This is a genomic window from Arthrobacter sp. Y3221048 (assembly GCF_059092685.1).
This window is the reverse complement of sequence record NZ_JBNHHX010000004.1, coordinates 123,490-148,708: the sequence shown is the minus strand read 5'-3', so window position 1 is coordinate 148,708 and position 25,219 is coordinate 123,490. Positions and strand designations below refer to the sequence as shown.

The following is a 25,219-nucleotide window of genomic DNA, read 5'->3' as shown; positions in this document are numbered from 1 at the left end:
ATGGCAGTCAGAGGCAGCGGAGAGCGGGTGGTCTTTGTCCACGGCACCGACAGCTTCGGAGCCGCGGCCTGGCCGCACCAGCACCGCCTGGCCGGACGCTACGACTGCCTGTTCCTGCGCCGCCACGGGTTTGACCCCCAAACAGAACCCCGCCCGACGGACTTCGACGAGGACGCCCGGATCGTCGGCCGACATCTGGGCCCGGGGGCCCACGTCGTAGCCCACGCGCAGGGCGCCGTCGCGGCGATGATGGCCGCGGTCGATCACCCAACCAGGGTGCACTCGCTCACGCTGTTCGAACCCGCTTGCCTGTCCCTGACCGCGGATTTGCCGGCCACCCGTGCCTACCGCGAACGGCTGGAGCCGTTGTTCGACGCGCGGCGGGAGCTGACCGACGAGGAATACCAGCGTGCCTTCGTCCGGCTGGTGGTCGGCGTCGAGGCGCTGCCGCTGGCCACCGCGGCCGACCGGACACAGGCGATGCGGGTCCGCCTGCAGTCTCCGCCCTGGCAGGCGCCGCTGCACATCGTCCCCGGCTTGCCCACCCTGGTGGTCACCGGCGGCTGGGAACCGCTGTACGAGGAAGTGGCCGAATACCTGGCGGGGACAGGCGCCGTCCACCGCCACGCCGGCGGACACCACCGCCCGCAGGACACGGACCGGGGCCATGCCCTGCTGACGGCCTTCCTGGCCGGGGCAGCACTGCCGGACTGATCATTGGTTGCTAGCGTTGAGCTATGAATGAATCAGGCTGGGAACCAGCGTCAGGACAGCTGTGGTGGCCGTGGCCGCTGGACGAGGCCGGCGTCGCGGCCCTGCAGCAGCAACTCACCGACCGCTCGCTGCTCGGCGCCTTTGCCGGCGGCGCCCCGCAGGCAGGCGACAGCGTGGTCTCTGTGCTGCTGGCCGTGAACGGGGAGCAACGCGCCGCCGTCCTGGATCCGGCCGGCCAGGCAGTGCCGGGGCCCGACGTCGCGGCCTTGGTCCGCGGGCTCTCCGCCGACCTGGGGGCGGCCGTGGAGATTGACGGCGTCGAATACGAGGCACCCGCACCCGATGCTGCGCTGGAAGTGGATGCCGTGCCGGAACCGGACGAGGCCGAGGAGCCCACAGTGCCGGACGCGGCCGAGCTGCGCACCGTGCTGGTGGGCAAGTTCCGGCGCGAGGACCTGATGATGTTCGGCGCCCTCAACGGTGTAGAACTTCATGTCCTGGAGCCCGACGCGGGCAGGCCCGACGGGGCCGCACCCGGCCAGCGGATCGTGTTGGTCTACGGGGAGGCGGCACCCGGGCTCTACAACTGGCCGGCCTCGGCCAAACCGATTGTGGCGCTGATGGATCTGGACGGCTTCCGCGCGGTCGAGGCATGGCTGCCCGGCACGCGGAGCGACCCGGACACCAGCTTCTGGCATGCCTGGGAGGCGCCGGCCAAGCCGTTCCCTTCGGCGTCCCGGGCCGACGCCGAGGCGCTGCGGCTGCTCGGCCGGATTGTGCATCCGGAAGGACCCGACACGCAGCGGCTCAGCGATGTGCTCGGCCTGGCACCGGGCGCCGTTGAGGGGCTGCAGGAGCTGATGGCCTCCCCGGACGAGCCCGGGATCCTGGCCCGCGCGGGCCAACTGCTGCAACTGCCCCCGGTCGCCGCCCGGCTCGCCGAAGGGTCGCTGCAGCCCGACCGGGTGCCCGGGATGGAATCGATCCCGGTCCAGTCGATCGGCAGGGCACTGCTGGAACTGGCCAGCACCCCGGCGGAAGGCAGGGGACCGTTGGCGGCGTGGCAGCGCGCCGTCGTCGCGCGCCCCGGCCTGCTGGCCGGCAGCGCCGCCGCGGCTGCCACCGGCGCCGCCCTGCTGTTCCGCGCCGCCGGACGCCGGCCCGCCGGCTCCCGGTTCTTGCGCGCCGGCGCCCTGGGGCTGGTGCTGCAGGCGGCCGGAGACGTGGCGCTGGGCAGCTACCTGGCGTACCGGCGCCGCCGCTGAACCCCGGATACGCCCGCGGGAGCCCCGGACTGGAATAAACGTGAAGCTTCAAGTATTGTTAATTGCATGAACATTCAAGTAAATCCCCAGGACCTGCTCTCCGGCGACCTCAGCATGGGCACCGTGATGCTCAAGGTCGGCGATATGAAGAACATGACCAACTACTACCAGCAGGCGCTGGGGCTGGATCCTGTCTCGGAGGGTCTGGGCGGGGTTTTCCTGGGCCGCGGCACCACGCCGCTGCTCCACCTGGCTCCGGCCAACGGGCTGCAGCTGCCGTCCCGTGGCGAGGCCGGGCTGTTCCACACCGCCTTCCTGTTCGAGAACCAGTCGGACCTGGCCGCCACCGTGGCCACCGCGGCGCAGACCGATCCCTCCCGGTTCGCCGGCAGCGCCGACCACCTGGTCAGCGAGGCGTTCTACTTCACCGACCCGGAGGGCAACGGCATCGAGCTCTACTGGGACCGCCCGCGCGACCAGTGGTCCTGGAATGAGACCGCCGACGGCAAGGAGGTCCACATGGACAGCCTGGCCCTCAACCCCCAGACCTACCTGCAGAGCCACCTCACCGAGGAGTCCCTCGCCAGCCAGCGCGGGGCCGGCGCCGGAATCGGCCACGTGCACCTGCAGGTCGGCGACACAAACGTCGCCGAGGAGTTCTACGTGAAGACCCTCGGTTTCGAACGCACCGCCGGCTGGCATGGCCAGGCACTGTTCGTCGCCGCCGGCGGCTACCACCACCACATGGCCATGAACGTCTGGAACAGCCGCGGCGCCGGGCCGCGCAAGGACACCCTGGGCCTGGGCGAGGTGCTGATCCACGTGCCGACTGAGGACGAGGTCGGCGCCCTGACCGAACGCCTCACCAGCGCCGGCATCGCCAACCACCACACCGGGGCCGAGCTGCGCTTCGAGGATCCGTGGCGCAACCAGTTGCGCGTCGCCGTCGGCTGAGGCGGAATCCCGCCCGGTGCGGCTAGGCTGAAGAGGAACCACTCGGTCTAGCCGCGGAAGGACCTGCAGATGTCCGGAACCACCGAAATCTTCGTCGCCACCCACGATGTCGCCGTCCGGCGCGCCGCCGAGCTCGAGGCCAGCGTCGACTCCCGTGGGGAAACCGACGGGCCAATGGCCCAGGTCGAGGATGCGCCCAGCCTTCGCCTCAATGGGGTCACCGACCTGGAGGTCGAAATCCTCGGCGGCCTGGCTGCCAAGGCCGTCGGCGCCGCCGGCGGCGAGGCCCTGGACATGGCCGACGTCTCCAGCGACTACCTGATGGTCGCCCCGGATGCCATGGTCCAGTCGCTGGCGGAACTGCTGACCTACACCGACGACGACGGTGCCTCCTTGATCCCGGAGGTCGCCTCGCGGTGGGCCGCCGAAGAGGACATGCCGTTCAGCGGCGCCATCGCCGAAGACAACGTGCGCCGGATTGCGCAGCTGGCGTCGCAGGCGGAGCAGGCCGAACGCCAGCAGCTCTACGTCTGGTCCACGACCGCCGAAGCCTGACGTTCCCGGGCCCAACGGCCTCGGGTGCCCGCCGCCGAACCGGCGGCAACGCGCCGCCGTCGCCAAGTCGCGCGGATTGGTTCCTATCTGGCACAATAGACAGGTACTCGATCTGCGCGGCCCCTCTCTCCGCGTGTGTATCTTGTCCTTTGAACCCCAACCATGGCCCGCCCCACGGGAGCAGACATACGGGTTCGCCCATTTTCAGAACCAGGAGTGACCACAACAGTGGCCGTAAAGATTCGCCTTAAGCGCTTCGGTAAGAAGTTCTCTGCCCACTACCGCGTCGTTGTCATGGATGCCCGCGCCAAGCGCGACGGCCGTGCCATCGAAGAGATCGGGCAGTACCACCCGACCGAAGAGCCCTCGTTCATCGAGATCAACTCCGAGCGTGCCCAGTACTGGCTCGGCGTCGGCGCCCAGCCGACCGAGCAGGCCGAAGTTCTGCTCAAGATCACGGGCGACTGGCAGAAGTTCAAGGGCATTGAGGGCCAGGAAGGCACCCTCAAGACCAAGGCTGCCAAGGAAGCCTTCGTGGCTCCCGAAAAGGATTCCGTGATCGTCCCCGAGGCCATCACCCCGAAGGCCAAGAAGGAAGAAGCTGCCGAGGCTCCGGCCGAGGAAGCAGCCGCAGACGAAGCCGAAAAGGCTGAGTAATGCTGGCCGAAGCGCTCGATCATCTGGTCCGCGGGATCGTTGACAGTCCTGACGACGTCAAAGTAACGCAGAAGAGCAACCGCCGCGGTGACATCATCGAGGTGCGTGTTCATCCGGAGGATCTGGGCCGCGTCATCGGCCGCCAGGGCCGCACCGCCCGCGCACTGCGCACGGTAGTGAACGCCTTGGCCGATGACCAGGTCCGCGTGGATGTGGTCGACACCGACCGCCGCCGCTGATCCGGATCGGCGCCTGCCCGGCACCGAGCCGGGCACCCATTCCATAACCTCCGGCCCCTGTACCAGATAATGGTCCAGGGGCCGGACGTTTTTCTTCCAGAGGAGTCTGCATGCAGGTACAAGTTGCCCGGATCGGCAAGCCGCACGGCATTCGGGGCGAAGTTACGGTCCAGGTGCTGACCGACGCTCCGGCCGATCGCTTCGTTCCCGACGTCGAGCTGACCGTGGAGCCGGCCGGCCTGGGGCCGCTGACGGTGCGCAGTGCCCGCTGGAACAAAGACATCCTGCTGCTGGGTTTCCATGAAGTCGCCGACCGCAACGGCGCCGAAGAACTCCGTGGCGCCAGGCTCTTTGTCGACACCGAGGACGTCGAGGACGACGACGACGCCTGGTACGAACACGAGCTCGTCGGCCTCGACGTGCGCGTCGGGGAAGACGTGGTGGGCAAGGTCTCCGGCCTGAACACCATGCCCGCCCAGGACCTGCTGATCGTGGAGGACCTGAACGGCGGGGAAGTCCTGGTGCCGTTCGTCGAGGAGATCGTGCCGGAGGTGGACGTGGAAGCGGGCTTCGTCCGGCTCACGCCGCCGGCCGGGCTGTTCGAGCTGAACTCCCCTGACGCGCAGGAGACCCCCGACGACGGCGAGGGGGAGCGCTAGGTGCGCATCGACGTCGTCAGCATCTTTCCGGAGTACCTGGCCGCGCTCGATCTGTCGCTGATCGGCAAGGCGCGCCAGGACGGGCTGCTGCAGCTGCAGGTCCACGACCTGCGCGACTTCACCACCGACCGCCACCGCACCGTCGATGACACCCCGTACGGCGGCGGCGCCGGCATGGTCATGAAGCCCGAACCCTGGGCGCAGGCGCTCGAGTCGGTGGTCGTTGCCGCGTGCTCCGGCCCAGACCTGTCGGCCCGCCCGGATCCCGCCGCGGACAGGGTCCCCGAACCGGCCGCCGCGCGACCCGTCCTGATCGTCCCGTCCCCGGCCGGCGAGGTCTTCAACCAGGCCCTCGCCTACGAGCTCGCCGCGGAGGACCACCTGGTCTTCGCCTGCGGCCGCTACGAGGGCATCGACGAGCGCGTCCTCGACTGGGCGGACGGGCATTTCCGGGTCCGCCCGGTCAGCCTCGGCGATTACGTGCTTAACGGGGGAGAGGTCGCCGTGCTGGCGATGGTCGAGGCCGTGGGCCGGCTCATTCCCGGCGTCGTCGGAAACCCCGACTCGCTGGTGGAGGAGTCCCATTCCGACGGGCTGCTGGAGTATCCGGTCTACACCAAACCCTCCGAGTGGCGCGGCCGCGGGATCCCGGACGTGCTGCTCAGCGGCAACCACGCCAAGATCGCCCGGCACCGCCGCGACGAACAGCTGCGCCGCACCGCCGAGCGCCGCCCGGACCTGATCCTGGCGCTGGATCCGGAGACCCTGGACAAGCAGGACCGCGCCACCCTGGCCAAACTCGGCTACACCGTCACGCCGGATCAGGTCGTTCCGGTTCCGGCGAGGTCGGGGGATGCCGTCGAGAACACCCCGCATACCTCCTGATCTCGCAGGCAGACGGTCATCTGGCGCCAGCTCAGGGGGTTGCTGCCCCTGGCCTCGGCGACGGTACCTGACGGGCGCGCCGGTACCGGGTTCCGGCGCACCCGGAGCTTCAGCCGCGCCGGAATTAGAGCTTGGGCCGTGCCGTGTGGCAAAATAAAGGATTGTGTCCGCTGGGCACGTTCCTGCCACAGGGGGAGCGTTGCCAACAGCCGGACTCTCCGGCCGCCGATTCCCGGATGGCCGGTTCTTGAATTTCGGCAGCGACTGTTGCAGGCATCTGCCTGACCGTCGCGCCGTGACCAAAGTGAATGACCTGTGGCGTTCACCAGGAGTGAGCAATGCATATCCTCGACTCTGTTGACGCAGCATCCCTGCGCAGCGACGTTCCCGAGTTCCGCGCCGGCGACACCGTCAAGGTGCACGTGAACATCATCGAAGGCAAGACCGCCCGTATCCAGGTTTTCCAGGGTTTCGTCATGGGCCGCCAGGGCCATGGTGTCCGTGAGACCTTCACGGTCCGCAAGGTTTCCTTCGGCGTGGGCGTGGAGCGTACCTTCCCGGTACACTCCCCGATCATCGACCACATCGAGGTCGTGACCAAGGGCGACGTGCGCCGCGCCAAGCTGTACTACATGCGCAAGCGGCACGGCAAGGCAGCCCGCATCAAGGAGAAGCGCGACTTCGGCACCGCCAAGTAAAGTTGCCCACCGGCAACTTCTTGACCTAGGCAGTGCAGCACCTCTCTGGTTCCCCCGAAGCTTCGGGGGAACAACCAAGACGCCGGCCCGGACTTCCGGGCTGGCGTTTTGTGTTGGCCGTCGTGGCCTGCGCCGTGGTGCTCAGCTCCGTCGTTCGCGCCACGCTGCTGGACGTGTACTACATCCCCTCCGGGTCGATGGAGCCGCTGCTGGAGACCGGCGACCGTGTGCTGGTTTCCCGCACCGACTACCACCTCGGCGCGATCCGGCGGGGTGACCTGGTGGTCTTCGACGGGCGGGGCTCGTTCGCGCCCTTCAACAGCGGCAATTCCCCGTTCGTGGACGCCCTCCACCAGGCCGGCCAGTGGCTCGGAATTGCCGGCAGCGACACGATCTACGTGAAACGCGTGATCGGCCTGCCGGGCGACTCCGTCGAATGCTGCGGCCCGGACGGGCGCCTGCTGGTCAACGGCGAACCGGTCCAGGAGGACTACCTCTTTCCCGGCGACGCGCCCAGCGAGATGGAGTTCTCCGTCCAGGTGCCCAACGATAGATTGTGGTTATTGGGGGACCACCGGTCGGCCTCGGCCGATTCGCGGGCCCTCCTCGGCGCGCCCGGCGGCGGCATGGTCCCTGTGGAGCGCGTCATTGGCCGCCCGCTGAGCATCATCTGGCCGCTCGACCGGATGGCCGGGCTGGACCGGATACAGTTGGATGCCCAGCCGGCGGAGAATCGAGGATAGTGAGTATGGACCAGGACCCGAAGGACACTGGCGGGTACCAGCCGGATGCCTCCGGGCCGCGGAAGCGCGAACGCAAAAGCGAACGCAAGAGCGCCGGGCGGAACTCCCTGGTGTCGTGGCTGAAGGAGATCGCCACGATCGTCGCGGTCGCCGTCGTCCTTTCTTTCCTGATCAAGACGTTCCTCTTCCGCGCCTTCTTCATTCCGTCGACCTCCATGGAGGACACGCTGGAGGTGGACGACCGGATCTTCGTGAACCTGTTGGTCCCGCAGCCGTTCGAGCTCAGCCGCGGCGACGTGGTGGTTTTCCAGGACAAGCTCAGTTGGCTGCCTCCGAACGGCATGGACGACGCCGGCAACTGGTTCCAGCAGATCCTCACCTTCGTCGGGCTGATGCCTGATGCGTCCCAGCAGCACCTGGTGAAGCGCGTCATTGGCCTCGGCGGCGACCAGGTGGTCTGTTGCGACGCCGATGGCCGCATCTCGGTCAACGGGGAGCCGCTGGACGAGGATCCCTACCTCGCGCCGGGCTCGGACAACACCCGGATTCCCTTCGATGTGACTGTGCCCGAGGGTAAAATCTGGGTCATGGGCGATAACCGGAACCATTCCGCGGACTCGCGCGAGCATCAGGACGAGGCGTCGCAGGGCTTCGTGGACCTTGAGTCCGTCGAAGGCAAGGCCAGCGTCATCGCCTGGCCGTTGGACCGGCTGGGCTTCCTGGGCAATTATCCGGAAGTGTTCGACGGCGTCCCGGAACCGTCCGAGGCTTCCGGCACGGAGCAGCCGGCCTTGGCCCGGCAGGACGAGTCACAGTGACCGGCAGGGCCCCCACGCTGCGCTTTGAGCGTTCCTTCGTCGAGGCCGGGCATCGGCTGGTCGCCGGTGCGGACGAAGTGGGCCGCGGAGCCCTGGCCGGACCGGTCAGCGTAGGGATGGTGGCCATCGACGCGACCTCGGCCAAACAAATCCGCGGCGTCCGCGACAGCAAACTGCTCAGCCCGGCGGACCGGGTGGCCCTGGTGCCCAAGATCCAGAAGTGGGCGACGGCCTACGGGGTGGGACACGCCAGCGCGGCGGAAATCGATGCGCTGGGCCTGATGGCGGCCCTGCGGCTGGCCGGTGCGCGCGCCTGGGGCCAGGTGCTGGCCACCGCGCGCCCGGACATCGTGATCCTGGACGGCAACCACGACTGGCTGTCGGCCGGGGAACCGTCGCTCTTCGACGACGTCGCGCAGCCCGGCTGCGACGCGCCGGTCCGGACCAGGATCAAGGCGGACCTGCAGTGCCTCAGCGTGGCGGCCGCCAGCGTGCTGGCCAAGGTGGAGCGCGACGCCATGATGACCGGCTACGCCTCCGACTACCCGGACTACGCCTGGGACATCAACAAGGGCTACGCCACTCCCGCGCACCGAGCCGCCCTGCAGGGCATCGGCCCCTCGGAGCTGCACCGCAGAAGCTGGCGGCTCACCCCCGAGCAACCGCTGATGCCCGCCGTCGAACTCGCGGAGTAAACGCCGCCGGGCAATCTGGGGCAGGATGGATACATGAGCGCCGAAGACCTTGAGAACTACGAGACCGACATGGAGCTGCAGCTCTACCGGGAGTACCGCGATGTCGCCGGCCTGTTCAGCTACGTCGTGGAAACCGAGCGCCGCTTCTATCTGGCCAACCACGTGGACCTGCAGGCGCGCTCTGCCGACGGCGAGATCTACTTCGACCTGACCCTGCAGGACGCGTGGGTCTGGGACGTCTACCGTTCCGCCCGGTTCGTAAAATCCGTCCGCGTGATCACGTTTAAGGACGTCAACGTCGAGGAACTTGCCAAGAACGACGACCTCACCCTGCCCAAGGACGGGCTCGGCAGCTGACCGGCTACCGGCCGTTGACCGGCTACGGCAGCTGACCGGCTACTGGCCGCCGACCCCGTCCAGGGTGATGTAGGTTTTCCGGACGGTGTCGTGGACCTCCCACGTGCCCTTCCAACCGGCGGGCATGACAACGGTGTCGCCGGCGCCCACTTCCACCGGTTTCTGCCCCTCGGCGGTGATCGTTACCCGCCCGGCCAGGATCTGGCAGACCTCGTGGTAGCCGTCCCGCACCGCGGTGAACAAACCGGGGGAGCACTCCCAGATGCCCACGTTCAGGCTGTCCGCGCTCCAGACCTCCAGGGATGCCTCGTGCTGGTCTACGGTGACCGCCGTGGGCTTGGGCGCGGACGCTCCGAGCACGGCGTGGGGTGCCGAGGGGAGGTGGATGGTGTCAATGGACATGGTTGATCCTTTCTCAGGGGTGATCCGCGCTGGTCGAGCAGGGCGGTGCTTGCGCTGCTCGACCAGCGCGAAGTACTTCAGGCGCGGCCGGAGATGAGGTCTGCGGCCTTGGCGATGGGGGATGTGGACGTGCGGCCGGAGTTTTCCGACTTGTCTGCGGCGTAGTACGCCGCGTACAGGGCTTGGACGGCAATCCAGCGCAGCGGTTCCACTTCCCATTTGCGCACCCGGCGGTTCACCCACGGCATGGTGGTCAGTTCGCTCTCCGAGCCCAGGACCAGGTCCCGCAGCGTCCGGCCGGCCAGGTTCGTCGCGGTCACGCCGGTGCCGACGTACCCGCCGGCCCAGCCGATGCCGGTTTCCCGGTCCAGTCCGACGGTGGCCTTCCAGTCGCGCGGGACGCCCAGCACGCCGGCCCAGGCATGGTCGATGCGTGCACCGCGGGCCGCCGGGAACATGTCATGCAGGATCGCGGTCAGGTTCTGGATGGTTTCGGGCTGGGTGGCCCCGTCCGTGTCGGTCTTGGAGCCAAACCGGTAGGGGACACCGCGTCCGCCGAGCGCAATTCTGTTATCGGCCGTGCGCTGGGCGTACATGTAGGCATGCGCCATGTCGCCCACGGTGTCGAAGTCATTCCACCCGATCGCCGCCCAGACGCCGTCGCCGAGGGGTTCGGTGGCGATCATCGACGAATTCATCGGCAGCCATTCGCGGTGCGACCCCTTCAGGTTCGCGGTGAAGCCCTCCGTCGCCCGCAGGATGTACTCGGCCTGGACGTCACCGTTTTCCGTCCGCGCCAGCCGGGGGCTGATCTCGGTGACGGTGGTGTCCTCGTAGATCCGCACCCCGAGTGCTTCCACCCTCTCCGCCAGGCCGCGTACCAGCTTGGACGGATGGATCCGGGCGCAGTGCGGCTGGTGGATGGCGCCGAGCGTGCCGGCGATCCGGACCCGCTCGTTGCTTTCCGCCGCGCTCAGCAGGCGGACGCCGGACTCGGGCCACTCGGCTTCGGCTGCGGCCAGGGCCTTGAGCCGTGCCAATTGGGCCGGGTTGCGGGCCACATTCAGCTCCCCGCCCTTGCGGACACCGGCGTCGATGCCCTCCGCGCCGGCGACGGCGATGACCTCATCCACGGTCTCGTTCAGCAGCGTCTGGAACCGGCCCACCAGCGCACGGCCGTGCGCCTTGACGTACTGGCCGCGGCCGCCGGTGATGCTGTTGGTTAACCAGCCGCCGTTGCGGCCCGAGGCACCGAAGCCGGCGAAGCGGCTCTCGAGCACGACGACGTCGAGCTCCGGCCGGGCCTTCTTGAGGTAGTACGCCGTCCACAGCCCGGTGTAGCCGGCGCCGACGATGGCGACGTCCGCCGTCGTGTCCCCGGCCAGGGCCGGCCGGGGTGTGGGCAGCCCGCCCTCGGCAAACCAGAAGGAGACGTTGCCGTTGACCGTCGAGGCCGTCTCGTTGATCAGTTTTTTGCTCATGGTGTGGTTCCTAGGTCGTGGAGACGAGATCGGAGTCTTCGAGCAGTACGCCGTCGTGGGCGGACCAGTAGACGAAGGCATCGTCTCCGGGCTTCAGGCCGTTGCTTTCGGACAGCGGGGTGCGGACGATGCCGGTGGAACCGTCGGCCAGCTGCAGCTCGTATTTGTGGCCGGAGCCCAGATAGATGTTCTGGACCACCTTGACCGGGACGGTGACGGCCCCGCCGGGAGCTTCCTCCGCCTTCGGGGCGACGCGCAGCTGTTCGGGCCGCAGGACCAAGGCGCCCTTGCCGGAGACGCTGCGGCCGGCGGGGCCGCGGAGCCTGGCCCCGTGGAAGTCCATGGACCACTCCCGGCCGGACGTATCGACATCGGCACGGAAAATGGTGGACTCGCCCATGAACTGGGCCACGAACAAGCTGGCGGGGCGCTCGTAGAGCTCCGCGCTGGTACCGACCTGCTCGATCCTGCCGTTGTTAAAGATGGCGATGCGGTCGCTGAGGATCAGGGCTTCTTCCTGGTCATGGGTGACGAAGACGAAGGTGCGGCCGACTTCCTGGTGGATCCGCTTGATCTCCAGCTGCAGCTTCTCGCGCAGGTTCTTGTCCAGGGCGCCCAGCGGCTCGTCCATGAGCAGCGCCCGGGGATTGAAGACCATGGCGCGGGCGAAGGCGACGCGCTGCTGTTGGCCGCCGGAGAGTTCGCGCGGGTAGCGGTCCTCATAGCCGGACAGGCCGACGGTCTTCAACGCCTCGGCAATCAGCGTTTTCTGCTTGGACTTGGGAGTCTTGCGCTGCTGCAGCGGAAACGCGATGTTCTCGGCGACGCTCATGTGCGGGAACAGTGCGTAGTGCTGGAAAACGACGCCGAGCCCGCGCTTGTGCGCCGGCACGTTGTCCACGCGCTGGCCGTCGATTTCGATCGAGCCGCTGGTCAGGTCGGTGAAGCCGGCCACGAGATTCAGCGTGGTCGTCTTGCCGCTGCCGGACGGCCCCAGCAGCGTGATGAACTCACCCGGCTCGATGGTCAGCGACACGTCGTCCACGGCGGTGGATTTGGCATAGCGCTTGGTGACATTTTGGATCTCGATCCGGGTGCCGGCCCCGGTGAGCTTACTGGACACGTTTCCTCCTACGCATACTGAGCAGCCCGACGGCAATGATGATTGTCGTCAAGAGCATGATCATGGTTGCCGCGGCCGCGATGGTCGGGTCCGTGTCCCTGGTGACGGACGAATACATCTTGACGGGCAGCGTTTCCAAGTACGGACTTTTAATGAAGATGGACAACACGACCTCGTCGAACGAGGTCACGAAGGCGAAGAGCGCCCCCGAAACGACTCCGGGCAGAATGGCCGGCAAAATGACCCTCAGGAAGGTGGCCCACCGGTTCGCGCCCAGGCTTGCGGCCGCCGTCGCCAGCCGCTGATCGAAACCGCTGAGGGCCGCCGTAACGGAGACGACCACGAACGGGACGGCCAGGACCGTATGGGCCAGCACGAAACCGCTCAAGGTGCCCAGCATCTGCAGCCGCAGGAAGATGGCGTAGATGCCGATGGCGAGGATGATCGCCGGCACCACGATCGGGGCCAGCAGCAGCGCCTGCACTGTCTTGGCGGCCCGGCGCCGCACAAACTTCTGCAGGCCCATCGACGCCGCGGTGCCGATGACCGTCGCCACGACGGCAACGATGACGCCGATCAATATCGAATTGCCGAGGGCCGACATCCACGCCCGGTCGCTGAAGAAATTCTCATACCAGCGCAGTGACCAGCCCGACGGCGGGAAAGTCAGCGAGGCCTTGTCCGTAAAGCTCAGCGGAATGACGATCGCAGTCGGTGCGATCAAGATGACGGCCACCAGTCCCGCATAGACCAACAGCAGGGACCGGGTCAGCACGGAATGTTTCACAGCAGCCCTCCTTCATCGCCGGCGGCACGTTTGCTCTTGCGCAGCAGCAGCGCCAGCAGGCCCAGCAGCAGCAGGGTGGCAACGAGCAGGATGACGCCCAGCACGCTGCCGCGGCCCCACTGGAGCTGGCCATTGACCTGCACGTAGATGTATTGCGAGATCAACATTTCGGACGGTGAGCCGAGCAACGCCGGCGTGATGTAGAAGCCGAGCGCCTGAATGAAGACCAGCAGGGAGCCGGACACCACGCCCGGCATGGCCAGCGGCATGAAGATCCGGGTGAAGGAGACGAAGGGAGCGGCGCCCAGGCTGCCGGAGGCCTGCAGCAGCCGCAGGTCCACGTTCCGCATCGACGCATACAGCGGCAGCACCATGAAAGGCAACAGCACCTGGACCATGCCGATCAGGACGCCGGTGGTGTTGCGGATCATTTCGAATGGCCCCAGCCCCAGGAACCCGAGCATGCCGTTGATCAGGCCGTTGTCCTGCAGCAGGATGATCCACGCGAAGCTGCGGATCATCAGCGACGTCCAAAACGGTATGAGGACGATGACCACCAGTGCGGCGCGCACCTTCGGGCCGGAAATCACCATGAAGTACGCATACGGGTAGGCCAGCACCAGGCAGATGGCTGCGGACAGCAGCGCCACCCACAGCGTGCGGCCCAAGACGGCCCAGTTCCCGGCGTTGGAGGCAAACCACTCGTAGTTCTGCGGGCCGGGCACGGGATCCGCCACGCTGCGCCACATTGCCTCTGCCAGCGGATAGGCGAACACGCCGACCATCAGCGCCAGCGCCGGGAGCAACAACAACAACGGACTCAGCCGTGTGCGCCTGCCGGCCACCGGCGCCGCACCCTCGCCATTCCCCGTCCGGCCAGCCGAGGCTGCCGGCCGGACGGGGTCTTTGACTGCATTGCTCATTAGGAGACCCAGGCCGTCCAGCGTTCCAGGGTCGAGGCGTAGTTCTCGCCCCACCAGGCGAAGTCAGAGACCAGGACCTTGTCGGCGATCTCCGGCTCGGTGATGAGGAACTTCTTGCCGTTCTCATTCACCGCCGGCTTGGCGTCCACGTGGACCGGGGAATACGACGTTTCCTCCGTGAGCTTTTCCTGCTGTTCCTTGCCCAGCGCGTAGTTGATCAGGGCCATCGAAGCCTTCGGGTTCTTGGCGTTCGTGGGAACGGCCAGGACATCCATGACCACGACGCCGGTCTCCCAGACCGGCTCGAACGGGGCACCGTTTTCCACGGCTCCAAAGGCGCGGCCTGACCAGATCAGGGCCATGTCCACTTCCTCGGCCTCCAGCATCTGCTGCGACTGGGCACCCGTGGTCCAATACACGAGGCTGTCCTTGATCGTGTCCACCTTTTTCAGCGCCCGCTCGACGTCGAGCGGGTACAGGTCCTCCTCGGCCACCCCATCGGCGATCAGGGCGCCCTCCAGGAGGCCGCCTCCGACGTCGGCGCCCTGGACGGCCCGCTTGCCGGGAAACTTCTCGGTATCGAAGAAATCAGCCCAGCTCTGAGGCGCGTCGCTGAACTTCTCGGTGTTGTACACCATGACCGTGGCGTACTGCATGGCCGGCACATAGCAGTCGCTCGCCAATCCCTCCGGAATATTGGACTTATCGATGATCGAGAAGTCCAGCTTCTGCAGGAGCTTCCCGCATTGCCCGGCCGCCCAGTTCGAATCGGTGTCAACGACGTCCCACGTGACGTTGTTCGACTCCACCTGTGCCTGGATTTTTGCGTACTCCATCGGCCCATCGGACAGGATGTTCGCCCCGGACTCCTCGGCGAACGGCGTCACTGCCGCCGCCATCTGTCCGTCCTGGTACAGCCCGCCGTACGAGGCAAAGGTCATGTTCAGGCCCTCCAAGGCGCCGGGCTTGACCGTGCCGGCCTCCGCAGGACCGGTGCCCAGGTCGATCTCGGCGGAGGCGGCACTGCCCCCGCCGCCGCAGGCCGACAGGAGCAGGGCAACTGCTGCCGCCATTCCGACCGGCAAGGCCCGCTTGCGGCGGGGTGTGGTAACTGCTGACATTGTTTCTCCTCTTTCGTGTGAAACGCTGACTGTCGAAGTGTGCTGACTGGAAGGTTCTAGGTAGTTGGCGGGCTGATGATCCACATGACTTCGGATTCGCCGTGGGCCAGGTTCCGAAGACCGTGCGGCGTGGAGGAGAGGTATTCGACGCTGTCCCCGCCTTCCAGGACATGGGACTCGCCGGCGAGGCGAACTTCCACCCGCCCCTTCAAGCAAACGAGGACCTCCTGGGCATTGCCGTGCGCGTACAGCTCCTCGCCGGTCCCGCCGTGAATCTCGAGCTCGCCGGCGTAAACCTCCAGATTCCGCTGCGGCGAGCCAGTGAGCAGGTATTTGTTGAGGCCGTCGCCGGAGTGGAAAACGGGCCGGTCGGCCTTGCGCAGTACCCGGCCCTCGGGCCTGGTGCCGTCGATCAGTTCCGCCGTCGTTGTTCCGAGGGCTTCCGCGATTTTCTTGAGCGTGGAGACGCTGGCGTTCGAGTGCGCGTTTTCCAACTGGCTCAGGAAACCCGAGCTGACGCCGGTCAGTTGAGCCAGGCTGCGCAGCGAGATACCCCGCAGTTCCCGGGCGGCGCGAATGCGATGGCCGATGGACTGCTCGTTGTCGGCTGCATCGTTCACCAAACACCTCCCTAAGTCATACCGAACAGGTGATTTGTATCACTAATCACTGTGTTTAGTCAGACCCTAGCCCGGGAGCCGGCCGGAGACAAGGGGTCCGCCGGTTTTTTCGTGAGCGGGATTTTTGGACGGTTTCAAGCAACCGCCGATGCCGCCCCTCCGGTCATCCCTCCAGATCGGCTCTAAGCTGTAGGCGTGCCGCCGAGAGCAGCAGCGAATTGGTGTAGTCCGGCGTGATCTTGGGGTCCTTGGTGGCCACGGCCATGATCAGGCCGTCGATGAGCGCGACGAAGGTGTCGACGATCTGATCCACGGGGATGGCGGGGGTGAATTGGCCGGCGTCCGTGCCTTCAGCAATGGCTTCGGCCAGCGCCTGCCGCCATATGTTGTTGGTGTGCACCACAACGGGTTGCACCTCCTCGTATCTGCTGGCGGCCGCGCAGGACTCCAGCCAGACGGTGCAGTTTTCCGGATCCGTGACCGCACCTTTGAGGAGCGCCCGGATCTTCCCGGCCGCGTCTTCCCGCCGCAGTGCCGGCAGTTGCCATTCCGTCGCCCTGCGCTCGCACGCGGTGACCAGCATTTCGCGGACCACGGCGTCCCGGCTGGGGAAGTAGTGCTGGATCATCCCGATGGAAATCCCGGCTTCCGTGGAGATATCCCGCAGGCGGATTCCGTCGAATCCGCGGGTCGCCAGGAGCCGTTCCGCCGCCTCGAGGATGAGCAGGCGCCGCGGCTGATCCTCGATGGAGAATGCGGGCTTGGGGGCGGCAACGGGGGTCATGATTTCCCTTCAATGTGCTGTGATACGGTTCACAATAATTCATTATTAACGCAAAGGACAGCGGGCGGAGCGCACCGTCCACTGCGGGCACGGACGACCGCATGGCGCGCGCCCGTAACCTGCCACCAACAGAAGCGAGGAACCATGGACCGGCTCGTCGACCGCACCATCAGCGCGTCCGCCTTCACCCAAGAAGCCCACCAGCCGCTGCCCGCCCGGGCGCGCACCGTCGTCGTCGGCGGGGGAATCGTAGGGGCCAGCATCGCCTATCACCTGGCGGCGGCGGGGGAGACGGACGTCATCCTGCTGGAAGGCAACGTCCTGGGCAGCGGCACCACCTGGCACGCGGCAGGCCTGGTAACCGGCGGGAGGACCACGACGGCGATGACCAAGCTGGCCAAGTACGGACTCGAGACCTACGGCACGCTCGAACAACGGTCCGGGCTCGACGTCTCGTTCCAGCAATCCGGCTCGGTCATGGTGGCGCGGACCCCCGGCCGGGTGGATGAAATGCACTACGCCTGCGACGTGGCCCGCCAGAACGGCACCGAGGCGGAGATCCTGGACGCCGCCGGCCTGGGCCGGCTGTGGCCGCTGGCCCGGACCGACGGCGTGCTCGGCGCGCTCTACCTGCCGGGCGACGGGCACATCAACCCCGGCTACGCGGCGCTGTCCTTCGCCAAACTCGCCCACGAGCTCGGCGCCGACCTCCGCGAAAACGTGTACGTCACCGGCATCCGTCACGTTGAGGGCCGGGTGACCGGGGTCGTCACGGATCGGGGGACCATAGAGAGCGAACGGGTAATCCTCGCCTGCGGGCTGTGGACGCGCGATCTGGCCGCGACCGCCGGGGCGCATGTGCCGCTGTACGCCGCCGAGCACGTGCACGTGAGGACCGAGGAGATCGACGGCGCCGTGCCCGAGCTGCCTGTCTTCCGGGACCTGGACAACAGCTACTACATCCGGCATGAGCGGGGGCGGCTGCTGGTCGGCGCCTTCGAGCCGGACGGGCTGCCGCGGCCGGTGGGTGAGATCGGCCGAGGCGGTTTCGCGGAGTTCGAGGCCGACTGGGAGCATTTCGCGGCGATCCGCAGCAAGGCCGAGGCGGCGGTGCCGGTACTGGCGCAGAGCCGTTACGACCGCTTCCTCAACGCCCCGGAAAGCTTCACTCCGGATTCCAACTTTGTCCTAGGGGAGACGTCCGAGGTGCGCAACCTCTTTGTTGCGGCCGGCTTCAACTCCCAGGGCATCATTTTCGCCCCCGGCGCCGGCCGGGAACTGGCCGAGTGGGTGATCTCCGGATCGCCCGGCTTCGACGCAGCCGCGGTGGACGTCCGGCGGTTCTCGCGGCACCAGAGCAACCGACGCTACCTCCATGCACGGACCCGGGAGGGGCTGGGACGCCTCTACGCCATGCACTGGCCGCAGCTGCAGCCGGCCACCGCCCGCAACGTCCGGCGCTCGCCGCTGCACTCCCGGCTCGCCGGGCTCGGCGCCTGCTTCGGGGAACTCAACGGCTGGGAGCGGGCCAACTGGTATGGCGACCCCGGGACCGCGCCAGGCTATGACTACAGCTACGGCCGGCAGAATTGGTTCGACCGCGTCGGCGAGGAGCACCGTGGCGCACGGGAAGGGGTGGTGCTGTTCGACCTGAGCTCCTTCGCGAAGATCGAAGTGGCAGGTCCGGAGGCGCTGGAAGTCTGCCAGCGGGCTTGTACCGCGGACGTCGACGTCCGCGTCGACAAGGCCGTCTACACCCTGATGCTCAACGAGGCCGGGGGGATCGAACTGGACGGCACCGTGACCAGGCTCGGGGAAGACCGGTTCCTCGTGGTGACGCCCGCCTTCAGCCAGGACAAGACCCTGGGGTACCTGCGGCGGCTGGCGCAAGGCAAGGCGGCCGCGGTCTTCGATGCGACGGCCGGCCTGGCGACGATCGGGGTCATGGGGCCCAAGAGCCGGGAACTGCTCAGCCGCGTCTCGCCCGAGGACTGGTCGGACGCCGCCCAGCCCTACACCGAAGGACGGACGGTGGAGGTTGCAGACGGTTTCGCCTACGCCCTGCGGGTGAGCTTTGTCGGCGAACTCGGCTACGAGCTGTACCCGGGCGCGGACACGGCCGTCAATGTGTTCGACGCGTTGTGGGAGGCCGGTCAAGACCTCGGCGTGCGGCTGGCCGGCTACCACGCCCTCGACTCGTTGCGCAGCGAGAAGGGTTTCCGCCACCTCGGGCACGACATCGGCCCCGCCGACGACCCGTACTCCGCCGGACTCGGCTTCACCGTGGCGCTGGCCAAGCGGGCGGCTTCGTAGGCCGGGACGCGGTGGCGAAGCTGGACCGGGCGGCGCCCCCGTACCGGACCGTGTACGTGGCGCTGGACGACCCGGAGCCACTGTTCGTGCACGACGAGACCGTTTTCTGCGACGGCGTGCCGGTGGGTCGCATGACCAGCGGCAGCTACGGCTACACGCTGGGACGCGCTGTTGGGCTTGCCTCGGTCGCCGGGGATGCGGACCTCTCCGGAAGATTCACGGTCGGATGCAAGGGCAAGCTCGTCGCGGCCACGGTCTCTCGACGCCCGTTCTACGATCCGAAAGGTGAGCGGCTGCGCGGTTAGCTGCCGGGGTCTCCGCCGCTTAGTCAGCGGCCCAGCGCGGTCGGAACACCCCAGTCGGCGCTTTCCGCGACCTCGAAGCGACCCAGCCGGTAGGGGCTGATGTCAGCCTCGGGCTGCTTGTCCTCGGCCAGGTCGGCGACAATGATGCCCATCAGCGCCGAGTACTTGAAGCCCTCGCCGGCATCCCCGCAGGCAACAACGACGCCGGGGACCGGCGAATCGATGACGAACCTGCCGTCGGGGGTATCGGTCCACACGCAGACCTGTGCGTCGAGCACATCAGGCTGCAGCGACAACAAATTGCGGCGCACCCGTTCCCGGATGATGCCGGTGCGCACCTCATCCGGGGACCTGTCGGCATCTCCCTCGGCGTAGTGTCGCAGCGGACTGTCCAGGCCGACCTTGTAGCCTACGCCGGGGCTGCTCATCGCGTAGATGCCCGGAGCTTCGTCCGTGGGGCCGTCAAAGAAGCAGGGATAGTCGTCGGCGGCGCCCCGGCGACGAGCATCACCGAAGTGGACCACCTGCTCCAGGTACGGCCGAAGCGGCGCGGGCAAACCAAGCTGTGAGAGCAAGGCGCCGCTCCCCGGACCGGCCGCAATCACCAACACGTCCGCATCGACGCGCCTGCTATCGGAGAGGGAAGCCCTGACAGTCCCTGCAGTTGCCGAAACCTCGGCCACCGTGGCTCCTTGCAGAAACGTGCCGCCCGCCGCGGAAAACAGCCGAAACTGGGCCTGCAGGCTCACATCGGCCAGGACGACGCCGGCGTCCCGCTGCCAGATGGCATCCCGGCCATCCGGCCTCAAGCCGGGCAGAAACTGTGCAACTTCACTCGAGTCGACCTCCTCGAAGGGCACGTCTTCGGCGAGAAGGGTTGACCGCAGGCGCGGCAGCGACATCGTGTCTCGCCACAGCAGGCCCTTTTGGAGGTAGACCGGCGTCCCGGCCCTGCTCGATAGCCGCTTCATGGCTTCCAGCCCCAGCCTGGACAGCCGAACCCGACCGGGGTCCGGGTCGGCAATGCGCCACATGCGGGTCGGTCCATAAGAGGATGACAGCGGGTTTGATACGCCGAAGCGGTCAATCAGGGTGACGTGATGACCTCGACCGGCCAGCTCGGCCGCTGCCGGCAATCCCCACGCACCGGCTCCAACGACAGTTATCCGCACTGCGGGTCCTTCCTGTTCCCTGAACCGTTCCTGTCAGTACCACGCGGCATGCCGGCGGCCCGCGTCCGGACGACGCGTATGCCGGCGCCCCGAGGCTGAGATAGAGCGCAGGCCAAGGTGTGCTGCGCGTCACTTCTTCAGCGTAACGGAGGCTGCCGCCCTGCCTGTGCATGCCGCAGGCGATGCGCGCCCCCACCGATGCTCGCGCGAACCCCGGCGGGCGCCCTTGACCGCTTGTCCAAGGCGGACCTGGCCGGAGGCCATGGCCTCGATGCCGCCGTGTCCTGCACAGGCTGCCGTCCGGGGCGGGCAAACCGGGGGTGGTCTAGCTGGCTGGATCTGCTAGGTCGATTCGGCGATGCAGTTTCTGGATCCAAAGTCAATAAGCTTGACCTATTGAGCCAGATAACGCCGGTGCCGCCACTGGGATCAGGGATCTCCACAAGGAAGCCATCATGAATCGGTGTGCTGACTTCAAAGAAACCAAACTCGCTTTGGAGCATGGCCTTTACCTACGCGCGCTCTTCATCTGCCGTTCCCGGGTTGCGAAACATTACGACCTTTTTGATGCCACAACGACGGCCATTGTTCCTAAGTAGCTCACGTCGATCCTTTCGTTAGATGCGGATCGGTGCTTATAAGTAAACAAGATGGAAGGGCACTGCTAAAGTGCGCCTATGACCTACGCCCTCAGCGCTGAAGCTGACATTCTGGCCGAAAAGTGCCGCGAGCTTTTCGACGATCAGGCCCGCTGGATCACTGCCGACGGCTACTCGAATAGCTTGGCTCTCGCCATCATCGATTCGATCTACTCAACAGGTTCGCATTACCAGAGCGTCAAAAACGTGGTGAACAAGTACAGGGCCTATCGGGAAGCTCAGGGAGCCAACGCTTATCATGACGGCGTCCATGAGCTACTGCAGACCTTCGAGGAACTTGGCGGCAGCAGTGGCTGGGCGGCTATGGTGGGCAACAACAAGCCGGCGCATACGAAGGAAAACGCGCTCCTGAAGGCGGAGGTCATTCGCCGAGCAGCCGAGATGATGAAGTCCCTTGGCATCACAACTAGAGCAGCGCTTCACCAAGAGGCAGCTAAGAACGACTCTCTTGAACGTGTAAAGAAGGCCTGGCTAAGGCTTCCGAGCCAGTCGTCCGGTATCACGTTTAACTACTTACTCATCCTCTCAGGATTCCAGTCCGTCAAACCTGACCGGATGATCATCCGCTTCGTAGAGGAACATGCAGGACTGGCTGAGAAGAGCCTTGCGCCTATGCAAGCGGCAGAGCTGATTAAAGAAGCAGCGCTCCGGTATCCCACCGAACCTCGGCGACTAGACCACGTCATTTGGCGCTATGAGTCCGGGCGACAAGTGTTTCTTTCCGACGAAGTTGCCTCGTCAATCGGTACTCTTGCCTGAATATTCATAGTTAGCTACGGGAGTGCCTTGAAATGCTCTAATAGTTGGTCTCGGGGCGGCAAGAAAGGTCCAAGACGAAGCGGGATGTCCAGGCGTCCGCGTTGCACAACGGGTAAGCGAGCAAGGAGCAGTTAACCAGCTCAGGCAGCATGCCCAGACATGCTAGTCAGTCGTCCAGGGTCCCTTCAACTGCTTGTGCATTCTCCGGGCTCCATTCAATAAAGCCTGACTTCTCACTTCTCCTACACGAGTTAGTTTTCCTGCAGCTGTCCACAGCCAACATTTCACCCCGCTTTCATGCACCCGGTTCTCCATCAGGCTGGAGGGCATGAGAGCGAAAGACGAACTGGGCCGACGCGGCGAGGAAATGGCCGCGGCCTATCTTTCCGGCGCCGGCCACCGTGTCATCGACCGAAACTGGCGCAGCCCGGACGGCGAACTGGACATCGTAGCGGTGGACGGGGCGACCATCGTGGTCTCCGAGGTCAAGACCCGGCGCAGCACCGACTACGGCCACCCCTTCGAAGCCATCACCGACGCCAAGGTCCGCCGTCTCCACTTCCTGGGGCACCAGTGGCTGCGCGACCACGGCATGACCGGTACGGCGATGAGGGTGGACGCCGTCGCGGTGCTCTACGGACAGGGGCGGTGGCCCGTGATCGAGTACATGAAGGACGTCGGCTAATGGGGCTCGGACGGACGTTCTCGGTAGCGCTGGTGGGCCTCAACGGACACATCGTGGAAGTCGAAGCGGACATCGGCCAAACTCTCCCGGCCTTCATTCTTCTGGGACTGCCGGACGCTGCCCTGACCGAGGCCAAGGAACGGATCAAGGCCGCGGCGAAGAACGCGGGGGTTCCGCTTAGCAGGCGGAAGATTACAGTTAACCTTGTCCCCGCTTCGCTGCCGAAGAAGGGCTCCGGCTTCGACCTGGCCATCCTGATGGCCTCGCTCCAGGCGGCGGGAGACGTCCGGCCCAGCGGTCGTACCGTCTTCCTGGCCGAAATGGGACTCGATGGGAGGCTCCGGCCGGTCAGGGGTGTACTGCCGGCGGTTATTGCGGCAGTCGAGGCCGGATATCCGCATGTTGTCGTAGCCAAAGCCAACGCCGCCGAGGCCGCGTTGGTGCCCGGCGCCCAGGTGCGCAGCTTCAGCAACCTCGTTGAGGTGTTGATGGCCTTCGGTGCCGACGCGGACCGGCTCAATATCGGCCCGCCGGAGAAGCCTGCCCCGTCCGTCCCGGCCACGGCTCCTCCGGCGCCCGCCCCCGACCTGGCGGACGTGGCCGGGCAACATGAAGCCCGGATCGCGCTGGAAGTCGCAGCCGCGGGCGGCCATCATTTGCTGCTCGTCGGTCCGCCCGGTGCAGGCAAGACGATGCTCGCCGAACGGCTGCCGGGCATCCTGCCCGATCTTCCCGACCACCATGCCATGGAGGTCACCGCCATCCACTCCCTGAGCGCCACGGCGGCCCCGCTGACCGAGCTGGTTCGTCGGCCACCCTACGAGAGCCCGCACCACACGGCAACGGCCGTCTCCATCATCGGGGGCGGCTCAGGCATGCCGCGCCCTGGAGCGGCCTCGCGGGCACACCGTGGCGTGCTCTTCATGGACGAGGCGCCCGAATATGACCGGCAGGTTCTCGATGCGTTGCGCCAGCCGCTGGAGAGCGGACGGCTGGTGGTGCACCGGGCGGCGGGCAGCGCGGCCTACCCGGCACGCTTCCAGCTCGTCATGGCAGCGAACCCCTGCCCGTGCGGGCTCTCCGGTGGCAAAGGTTTGGAATGCACCTGCACGCCCGACCAAAGGCGCCGCTACTTTGGCAAGCTCTCCAACCCGTTGACCGACCGCATCGATCTCCAGTTGACTCTGCCACGGCTGACGGTGGGGATGATGGCCACGGGCGCGCGGCGGGAGGACAGCGCGGCTGTCGCCGCCCGGGTGGCGGTGGCTCGGGCGGCACAGCGTGCGCGGCTGAAGCCCTGGGGCATCGGGTTGAACTCGGAGGTCAGCGGCGAATTGTTGAACGGGAAGCTGCGGCTTCCGGCCACTATCACCAGGGATTTGGACCGGGCCATGGAGAGCGGAGCGCTGACCGGTCGTGGCTACTCGCGTGTCCTGCGCGTGGCGTGGACGCTCTCCGACCTGTACGGCCTGGACCGACCGGACCGGGACTGCGTCAGCACAGCCCTGGCCTTCCGCCAAGAGGTCAAGGCGGCGTGACCATGCCTTCCCCATCTGCGGCCGCCGGCCAGGAGGAGATGACCAGGATGACGCAACTGCCGTCCACCAATGAACGCCTTGCGAGGGCGGCGTTGTCCCGGCTGATGGAACCATCTGACTGGATCGGCCAGGCACTGGTCGCTACGGCCGGCGCGCACGACGCCCTGAGAATCGCCACCGGCCAGATAAACGCCGGGCATGGTTTACAGGCCGAATTGCTGCGCGCCCTTGACCGCGAGCCCTCTGCCGGCAACCCCCAGCCGCTAAACGACGCCCTCGACCGATGGGCGCCGCGGATAAAGGACCTTGCGCCGGAACGCGACCTTGCGGTCATAGGCAGGCTCGGCGGCACCGTGCTCATTCCGGGAGACGCTGTGTGGCCGGCGGCGTTGGCGGATCTGGGACTGGGCGAACCCATCTGCCTCTGGGCGCGGGGAAGGTTTACGGACGGCATACCGGAGCTACGGTCGACCGTGGCCGTAGTCGGCTCCCGCGACAGCACGAACTACGGCAACCAGGTAACCGGCGACATCAGCAGCGGGCTTGCCCAGCGCGGCTATTGCGTGATTTCCGGCGGGGCCTACGGGATCGACGCGCAGGCGCATCGGTCGGCCCTGGCGGCGGAAACGGAACATGTCGCCACCATGGCGGTCATGGCCGGCGGCTTGGACCGGTACTACCCGGCCGGAAATGAAGAACTGCTCCGCGCCATCGCCAGCCGGGGGATCCTGCTGGCGGAAGTGCCGCCCGGCGCAGCACCAACCCGATGGCGATTCCTGCAAAGAAACAGGCTCATCGCGGCCTTGGCCGCCGCGACCATCGTCGTGGAAGCCCGCTGGCGCTCCGGGGCACTGAACACCGCCCATCACGCCGCGGGTCTTGGCCGCAGCGTGGGCGCAGTACCCGGATCCGTCTACAGCGCGAACTCCGCCGGCACCCACCGGCTGCTGCGCGACGGGAGCGCAACGGCCGTCACGGACGCCGCAGAAGCGGCCGAACTCGCGGGCCCGCTGGGAATAGTGGAGCCCGGGGCCCAAGAGGTGCTCGCGGACCACGACGGACTTGGCGTGGACGACCTGTTGCTGCTCGACGCCCTGCCGGTTCGCCGGGGAAGCACCGTAGACAAGCTCGCCACCGTCGCGGGGATCCCGGTCCGCACCGTCCTCGCGGGGCTCGGACGTCTGGAGGCGGCGGGATTGGCCGTCCAAGATGGCTCCGGCTGGCGCCGGCGGCGCAAGGACTGAGGCGGACAAGGGAAAGGAGGCCACGGCAATTCAGCCCCGCTCCCGTGCGCCTCCTTGAGTTCGG

The 25,219-nt window shown here is 66.9% G+C and carries 28 protein-coding genes; 19 read left to right on the top strand and 9 right to left on the bottom strand.

Annotation, left to right across the window (positions count from 1 at the left end; all coding sequences use genetic code 11):
- From AC5RVS_RS13245 to AC5RVS_RS13185, 13 genes are all read left to right on the top strand, one after another.
- Entirely contained in the window at nucleotides 1-714 is a 714-nt protein-coding gene (locus tag AC5RVS_RS13245; protein ID WP_494108484.1) for an alpha/beta hydrolase, read from the top strand.
- 23 nt (nucleotides 715-737) lie between these two features.
- On the top strand, nucleotides 738-1,979 hold the full coding sequence (locus AC5RVS_RS13240; RefSeq protein ID WP_494108483.1) for a hypothetical protein: 1,242 nt from the start codon (nucleotides 738-740) through the stop codon (nucleotides 1,977-1,979).
- A 66-nt stretch (nucleotides 1,980-2,045) separates the two neighbouring features.
- Nucleotides 2,046-2,933: a VOC family protein gene (locus tag AC5RVS_RS13235; protein WP_493986951.1), complete on the top strand. Its 888-nt coding sequence runs from the start codon at nucleotides 2,046-2,048 to the stop codon at nucleotides 2,931-2,933.
- Nucleotides 2,934-3,002: 69 nt separating this feature from the next.
- Nucleotides 3,003-3,488 (top strand): hypothetical protein, encoded by a 486-nt coding sequence (locus AC5RVS_RS13230; protein ID WP_494108482.1) that lies wholly within the window; start codon nucleotides 3,003-3,005, stop codon nucleotides 3,486-3,488.
- 228 nt (nucleotides 3,489-3,716) lie between these two features.
- The gene (rpsP, locus tag AC5RVS_RS13225) at nucleotides 3,717-4,145 is read left to right on the top strand and encodes a 30S ribosomal protein S16 (protein WP_493977360.1); all 429 of its coding nucleotides are present in this window, start codon (nucleotides 3,717-3,719) and stop codon (nucleotides 4,143-4,145) included.
- Entirely contained in the window at nucleotides 4,145-4,384 is a 240-nt protein-coding gene (locus tag AC5RVS_RS13220; RefSeq protein WP_493977361.1) for an RNA-binding protein, read from the top strand. The genes rpsP and AC5RVS_RS13220 overlap by 1 nt, the downstream gene beginning before the upstream one ends.
- A 110-nt stretch (nucleotides 4,385-4,494) precedes the next feature.
- The gene (gene rimM / locus AC5RVS_RS13215) at nucleotides 4,495-5,043 is read left to right on the top strand and encodes a ribosome maturation factor RimM (RefSeq protein WP_494108481.1); all 549 of its coding nucleotides are present in this window, start codon (nucleotides 4,495-4,497) and stop codon (nucleotides 5,041-5,043) included.
- On the top strand, nucleotides 5,044-5,928 hold the full coding sequence (trmD, locus tag AC5RVS_RS13210) for a tRNA (guanosine(37)-N1)-methyltransferase TrmD (protein ID WP_494108480.1): 885 nt from the start codon (nucleotides 5,044-5,046) through the stop codon (nucleotides 5,926-5,928).
- 338 nt (nucleotides 5,929-6,266) lie between these two features.
- Nucleotides 6,267-6,626 (top strand): 50S ribosomal protein L19, encoded by a 360-nt coding sequence (gene rplS / locus AC5RVS_RS13205; protein WP_493941266.1) that lies wholly within the window; start codon nucleotides 6,267-6,269, stop codon nucleotides 6,624-6,626.
- Between the two features lie 32 nt (nucleotides 6,627-6,658).
- Complete coding sequence (gene lepB / locus AC5RVS_RS13200) at nucleotides 6,659-7,369, top strand: signal peptidase I (RefSeq protein WP_494108479.1); 711 nt, start codon at nucleotides 6,659-6,661, stop codon at nucleotides 7,367-7,369.
- 5 nt (nucleotides 7,370-7,374) lie between these two features.
- Nucleotides 7,375-8,187 (top strand): signal peptidase I, encoded by an 813-nt coding sequence (gene lepB, locus AC5RVS_RS13195; protein WP_494108478.1) that lies wholly within the window; start codon nucleotides 7,375-7,377, stop codon nucleotides 8,185-8,187.
- Nucleotides 8,184-8,882 carry a ribonuclease HII gene (gene rnhB, locus AC5RVS_RS13190; RefSeq protein ID WP_494108477.1) on the top strand — a complete coding sequence of 233 codons (699 nt, stop codon included), beginning with the start codon at nucleotides 8,184-8,186 and terminating at the stop codon, nucleotides 8,880-8,882. Before lepB (AC5RVS_RS13195) ends, rnhB begins: the two co-directional genes overlap by 4 nt.
- Before the next feature lie 33 nt (nucleotides 8,883-8,915).
- A complete protein-coding gene (locus AC5RVS_RS13185; protein ID WP_494108476.1) occupies nucleotides 8,916-9,239 on the top strand; it encodes a DUF2469 domain-containing protein in 324 nt (107 codons plus the stop codon).
- Nucleotides 9,240-9,278: 39 nt separating this feature from the next.
- Here AC5RVS_RS13185 and AC5RVS_RS13180 read toward each other — a convergent pair whose 3' ends face one another.
- From AC5RVS_RS13180 to AC5RVS_RS13145, 8 genes are all read right to left on the bottom strand, one after another.
- Nucleotides 9,279-9,641, bottom strand: a complete 363-nt coding sequence (locus AC5RVS_RS13180; RefSeq protein ID WP_494108475.1) for a cupin domain-containing protein — start codon at nucleotides 9,639-9,641, stop codon at nucleotides 9,279-9,281.
- A 77-nt stretch (nucleotides 9,642-9,718) separates the two neighbouring features.
- On the bottom strand, nucleotides 9,719-11,122 hold the full coding sequence (locus tag AC5RVS_RS13175) for an NAD(P)/FAD-dependent oxidoreductase (protein ID WP_494108474.1): 1,404 nt from the start codon (nucleotides 11,120-11,122) through the stop codon (nucleotides 9,719-9,721).
- A 10-nt stretch (nucleotides 11,123-11,132) separates the two neighbouring features.
- Nucleotides 11,133-12,245 (bottom strand): ABC transporter ATP-binding protein, encoded by a 1,113-nt coding sequence (locus tag AC5RVS_RS13170; protein ID WP_494108473.1) that lies wholly within the window; start codon nucleotides 12,243-12,245, stop codon nucleotides 11,133-11,135.
- Nucleotides 12,235-13,032 (bottom strand): ABC transporter permease, encoded by a 798-nt coding sequence (locus tag AC5RVS_RS13165; protein ID WP_494108472.1) that lies wholly within the window; start codon nucleotides 13,030-13,032, stop codon nucleotides 12,235-12,237. The genes AC5RVS_RS13170 and AC5RVS_RS13165 overlap by 11 nt, the downstream gene beginning before the upstream one ends.
- Nucleotides 13,029-13,955, bottom strand: a complete 927-nt coding sequence (locus AC5RVS_RS13160; RefSeq protein WP_494108471.1) for an ABC transporter permease — start codon at nucleotides 13,953-13,955, stop codon at nucleotides 13,029-13,031. The genes AC5RVS_RS13165 and AC5RVS_RS13160 overlap by 4 nt, the downstream gene beginning before the upstream one ends.
- The gene (locus AC5RVS_RS13155; protein WP_494108470.1) at nucleotides 13,955-15,076 is read right to left on the bottom strand and encodes an ABC transporter substrate-binding protein; all 1,122 of its coding nucleotides are present in this window, start codon (nucleotides 15,074-15,076) and stop codon (nucleotides 13,955-13,957) included. Before AC5RVS_RS13155 ends, AC5RVS_RS13160 begins: the two co-directional genes overlap by 1 nt.
- Before the next feature lie 56 nt (nucleotides 15,077-15,132).
- A complete protein-coding gene (locus AC5RVS_RS13150) occupies nucleotides 15,133-15,696 on the bottom strand; it encodes a helix-turn-helix domain-containing protein (protein WP_494108469.1) in 564 nt (187 codons plus the stop codon).
- A gap of 163 nt (nucleotides 15,697-15,859) precedes the next feature.
- Nucleotides 15,860-16,480, bottom strand: coding sequence for a TetR/AcrR family transcriptional regulator (locus AC5RVS_RS13145; protein WP_494108468.1), 621 nt, complete (start codon nucleotides 16,478-16,480; stop codon nucleotides 15,860-15,862).
- A 144-nt stretch (nucleotides 16,481-16,624) separates the two neighbouring features.
- Between AC5RVS_RS13145 and AC5RVS_RS13140 the strand changes: the two genes are divergently transcribed.
- Both AC5RVS_RS13140 and AC5RVS_RS13135 read left to right on the top strand, forming a co-directional pair.
- Entirely contained in the window at nucleotides 16,625-18,793 is a 2,169-nt protein-coding gene (locus AC5RVS_RS13140) for a GcvT family protein (protein ID WP_494108467.1), read from the top strand.
- Nucleotides 18,794-18,804: 11 nt separating this feature from the next.
- Entirely contained in the window at nucleotides 18,805-19,098 is a 294-nt protein-coding gene (locus tag AC5RVS_RS13135; RefSeq protein WP_494108466.1) for a glycine cleavage T C-terminal barrel domain-containing protein, read from the top strand.
- Nucleotides 19,099-19,121: 23 nt separating this feature from the next.
- Here the strand turns inward: AC5RVS_RS13135 and AC5RVS_RS13130 are convergent, their stop codons facing one another.
- On the bottom strand, nucleotides 19,122-20,270 hold the full coding sequence (locus tag AC5RVS_RS13130; protein WP_494108465.1) for an NAD(P)/FAD-dependent oxidoreductase: 1,149 nt from the start codon (nucleotides 20,268-20,270) through the stop codon (nucleotides 19,122-19,124).
- 677 nt (nucleotides 20,271-20,947) lie between these two features.
- On the opposite strand from AC5RVS_RS13130, the gene AC5RVS_RS13125 reads away from it, so the two are divergent.
- The 4 genes from AC5RVS_RS13125 to dprA all read left to right on the top strand — a co-directional run bounded on the left by AC5RVS_RS13125 (nucleotide 20,948) and on the right by dprA (nucleotide 25,155).
- A complete protein-coding gene (locus tag AC5RVS_RS13125) occupies nucleotides 20,948-21,688 on the top strand; it encodes a DUF8548 family protein (protein WP_494108464.1) in 741 nt (246 codons plus the stop codon).
- 328 nt (nucleotides 21,689-22,016) lie between these two features.
- The gene (locus AC5RVS_RS13120; RefSeq protein ID WP_494108463.1) at nucleotides 22,017-22,373 is read left to right on the top strand and encodes a YraN family protein; all 357 of its coding nucleotides are present in this window, start codon (nucleotides 22,017-22,019) and stop codon (nucleotides 22,371-22,373) included.
- Nucleotides 22,373-23,911: a YifB family Mg chelatase-like AAA ATPase gene (locus tag AC5RVS_RS13115; protein WP_494108462.1), complete on the top strand. Its 1,539-nt coding sequence runs from the start codon at nucleotides 22,373-22,375 to the stop codon at nucleotides 23,909-23,911. Before AC5RVS_RS13120 ends, AC5RVS_RS13115 begins: the two co-directional genes overlap by 1 nt.
- A gap of 38 nt (nucleotides 23,912-23,949) precedes the next feature.
- Nucleotides 23,950-25,155 carry a DNA-processing protein DprA gene (dprA, locus tag AC5RVS_RS13110; protein ID WP_494108684.1) on the top strand — a complete coding sequence of 402 codons (1,206 nt, stop codon included), beginning with the start codon at nucleotides 23,950-23,952 and terminating at the stop codon, nucleotides 25,153-25,155.
- The last annotated feature ends 64 nt before the right edge of the window (nucleotides 25,156-25,219 follow it).

Coding starts and splice junctions, on each gene's coding strand:
- AC5RVS_RS13245 (WP_494108484.1), top strand. CDS start 1: ATGGCAGTCAGAGGCAGCGGAGAGCGGGTGGTCTTTGTCCACGGCACC.
- AC5RVS_RS13240 (WP_494108483.1), top strand. CDS start 738: ATGAATGAATCAGGCTGGGAACCAGCGTCAGGACAGCTGTGGTGGCCG.
- AC5RVS_RS13235 (WP_493986951.1), top strand. CDS start 2,046: ATGAACATTCAAGTAAATCCCCAGGACCTGCTCTCCGGCGACCTCAGC.
- AC5RVS_RS13230 (WP_494108482.1), top strand. CDS start 3,003: ATGTCCGGAACCACCGAAATCTTCGTCGCCACCCACGATGTCGCCGTC.
- AC5RVS_RS13220 (WP_493977361.1), top strand. CDS start 4,145: ATGCTGGCCGAAGCGCTCGATCATCTGGTCCGCGGGATCGTTGACAGT.
- rimM (WP_494108481.1), top strand. CDS start 4,495: ATGCAGGTACAAGTTGCCCGGATCGGCAAGCCGCACGGCATTCGGGGC.
- rplS (WP_493941266.1), top strand. CDS start 6,267: ATGCATATCCTCGACTCTGTTGACGCAGCATCCCTGCGCAGCGACGTT.
- lepB (WP_494108478.1), top strand. CDS start 7,375: ATGGACCAGGACCCGAAGGACACTGGCGGGTACCAGCCGGATGCCTCC.
- AC5RVS_RS13185 (WP_494108476.1), top strand. CDS start 8,916: ATGAGCGCCGAAGACCTTGAGAACTACGAGACCGACATGGAGCTGCAG.
- AC5RVS_RS13180 (WP_494108475.1), bottom strand. CDS start 9,641: ATGTCCATTGACACCATCCACCTCCCCTCGGCACCCCACGCCGTGCTC.
- AC5RVS_RS13175 (WP_494108474.1), bottom strand. CDS start 11,122: ATGAGCAAAAAACTGATCAACGAGACGGCCTCGACGGTCAACGGCAAC.
- AC5RVS_RS13160 (WP_494108471.1), bottom strand. CDS start 13,955: ATGAGCAATGCAGTCAAAGACCCCGTCCGGCCGGCAGCCTCGGCTGGC.
- AC5RVS_RS13155 (WP_494108470.1), bottom strand. CDS start 15,076: ATGTCAGCAGTTACCACACCCCGCCGCAAGCGGGCCTTGCCGGTCGGA.
- AC5RVS_RS13145 (WP_494108468.1), bottom strand. CDS start 16,480: ATGACCCCCGTTGCCGCCCCCAAGCCCGCATTCTCCATCGAGGATCAG.
- AC5RVS_RS13140 (WP_494108467.1), top strand. CDS start 16,625: ATGGACCGGCTCGTCGACCGCACCATCAGCGCGTCCGCCTTCACCCAA.
- AC5RVS_RS13125 (WP_494108464.1), top strand. CDS start 20,948: ATGACCTACGCCCTCAGCGCTGAAGCTGACATTCTGGCCGAAAAGTGC.
- AC5RVS_RS13120 (WP_494108463.1), top strand. CDS start 22,017: ATGAGAGCGAAAGACGAACTGGGCCGACGCGGCGAGGAAATGGCCGCG.
- AC5RVS_RS13115 (WP_494108462.1), top strand. CDS start 22,373: ATGGGGCTCGGACGGACGTTCTCGGTAGCGCTGGTGGGCCTCAACGGA.
- dprA (WP_494108684.1), top strand. CDS start 23,950: ATGACCAGGATGACGCAACTGCCGTCCACCAATGAACGCCTTGCGAGG.